This window comes from Bacillus sp. AFS001701 (genome assembly GCF_002559405.1).
Taxonomy (GTDB): domain Bacteria; phylum Bacillota; class Bacilli; order Bacillales; family Bacillaceae_G; genus Gottfriedia.
In genome coordinates, this window is sequence record NZ_NTZO01000495.1 from 1 (window position 1) to 2,371 (window position 2,371).

The 2,371-nt window shown below is 35.2% G+C and carries 2 protein-coding genes and 1 pseudogene; 1 reads left to right on the forward strand and 2 read right to left on the reverse strand.

Features of this window, described 5'->3' with window-relative positions; genetic code table 11:
- Nucleotides 1-32: 32 nt before the first annotated feature.
- A complete protein-coding gene (locus CN514_RS21595; RefSeq protein ID WP_098234343.1) occupies nt 33-830 on the forward strand; it encodes a formate/nitrite transporter family protein in 798 nt (265 codons plus the stop codon).
- An 87-nt stretch (nt 831-917) separates the two neighbouring features.
- On the opposite strand, the gene CN514_RS21600 is transcribed toward CN514_RS21595, so the two are convergent.
- Nucleotides 918-1,940 (reverse strand): NADH:flavin oxidoreductase/NADH oxidase, encoded by a 1,023-nt coding sequence (locus CN514_RS21600; protein WP_098234342.1) that lies wholly within the window; start codon nt 1,938-1,940, stop codon nt 918-920.
- Between the two features lie 185 nt (nt 1,941-2,125).
- Nucleotides 2,126-2,371: pseudogene (locus CN514_RS26220) on the reverse strand (hypothetical protein); the annotation flags it as partial.

Sequence of the window (2,371 nt, forward strand, 5' to 3'; positions counted from 1 at the left end):
TTTTTATGGACAAATTAAAAAGGGGTGATTCGATGGAAGTAAAACCACTGTTAGAAGTAGAAAAGTTAGCTTTAAAGAAACAAAAAATATTTGACCAAAGCCATTTCCGCTACATATTAAGAAGTATGCTTGCAAGTATGTTTATTGGTTTCGGTGTAATGGTTGCTTTCAAAACAGGGAACGGCTTTTTCTTAGTGAATTCTCCTGTTGCTTACCCAATTGCCGCATTAACATTTGGAGCAGCTATTGTGTTGATTTGGTATGGTGGTGGAGATCTCTTTACTGGGAATACATTTTATTACACTTATGCTGCATTGAGAGATAAGATGAAATGGCCTAAAGTTTTTGAGCTTTTGGTATATAGTTATGTAGGAAATGTATTAGGGGCATGTCTTTTTGCTTTTATCATTTATACTACTGGACTTTTTGATGCTCCTGACTCAAGTGCATTTCTATTATCAGTTGTCGAACATAAAATAGATAATTCTATTTTTCATTTGTTCGCAAGGGGTATCTTGTGTAATTGGCTTGTGTGCCTTGCCTTTTTCATACCAATGTCTTTTGGCGAAACTGAAAATCTAACAAAAATTACTGCGATGATGTTATTTGTATTTTGTTTCTTTATGTCCGGTTACGAGCATAGTATTGCCAATATGTGCTCCTTTGCAATTGCACTTGTCATTGATCATCCTGCCACTATTTCTATATCCGGTATAATTCGAAATCTTATTCCTGTAACAATAGGGAATCTTATTGGTGGAGAATTTATGATGGCAGTTATGTACTATTTTGCGAACAAACCATTTTTTGATGAAGTAAATTCCAAATAATGTCTAGTTAGAAACTATCCAAGTTTTTTATAGCCTAATAAAAAAAGTACGCTGATCACTCAGGCGTACTTTTCTACTAATTTATTCTTAATATGCTCTCTCATACGGTTTTGGAGTCAAAGGTTTCCCATCAAGAAGGATAGAAGCTTCATTCGCCCAATAAGGATTGCTTAACATTCCACGACCTACAGCTATTAAATCTGCTTCATCATTGCCAAGTACAGATTCTGCAAGATTTGCATCATCCAATTTCCCTACTGCAATGACAGGGATTTCTACTTCTTTCTTTATTTGTTCAGCCAATTTGACTTGATATCCAGGATGGGATCCAGGTCTGCCTCCCGAACCAATTGGACCTTCACCACCGGATGAAATGTGGAAGATATCGACACCTGCATCACGGAATGCTTTAGCCATTTCGACAGAATAATCTAGTCCATAGCCTCCATCCACGTATTCTAACGCAGAAATGCGCATAATAAGTGGCATATCAGCTGGCATTACACTTTTTGCTGCTTTTATGACTTCTTTTCCAAATAAAAATTTATCTTGTCCATATTCATCTGTTCTTTGATTCGTATAAGCAGATGCAAATTGATGGATGAGATAGCCATGTGCACCATGAAGCTCAATCGTATCTACTCCTGCAAGAACTGCACGCTCTACACCTTTTTTGAACTTTTCAACCATTTCTTTAACTTCTAAAGTTGTTAACTCATGTGGAGTTTTTGATTTCTCGTTAAAAGCGTTCGGTGAAGACGACACTGGAATCGGTGCATCTTCAGCTTTACGTCCTGCATGAGCAATTTGAATGGCAACTTTTGCACCATATTTATGACATTCATCAATAATACGCTTAAATGCCGGTATATGATCATCACTCCAAATTCCTAGGCAATAATCTGAAATGCGGCCACGATCTTCAACATTTGTCATTTCAATAATGATTAAACCCGTACCACCGATTGCACGACTAGTATAATGAACGAAATGCCAATCTGTTGGAATCCCATCTTTTAAATGGACCGAATATTGACACATAGGTGGCATTACAACACGATTTTTTAATTCTAATCCCTTGTATTTGAATGGTTTGAATAAATTAGACATAGTCATTCGTCCTCTCACAAACTTTTTATTTAAGCTACAATCCCATATTATCCCAATCAATTAAAAAGTTCTATTTAACTGCTCAATTCACTTATTTATCTTACCCAAGAAATAAAATATAAAAAGTAGAAAGCATTGTGCCCTCTACTTTGTTAGAAATAAATAATTTTCTATAATTCTTCGTTTCAAAAATTCCAAATCGTTTTATAAGCGTACTTCCATGAAAAGAAAGTCACTATGATTAGCAATACTAAGTAAATCATTACACCAAATGGAATAAAAGTTATCCCCCAGTGAATTAAAGCTAATATCCCCCCTAAAACTAAGGCAATCATTATTTTAATACCAGAATTTTGCCTGGCATCATCAAACGACTCTGAAAATGGAAGTGATCCTTTAAGATAATTTGAGCAAATAACTGTATATAAAAT

Bases quoted from the DNA above. Each gene is read 5' to 3' on its own strand.
- CN514_RS21600 (WP_098234342.1), bottom strand. From the start codon at position 1,940: ATGTCTAATTTATTCAAACCATTCAAATACAAGGGATTAGAATTAAAA.
- CN514_RS21595 (WP_098234343.1), top strand. From the start codon at position 33: ATGGAAGTAAAACCACTGTTAGAAGTAGAAAAGTTAGCTTTAAAGAAA.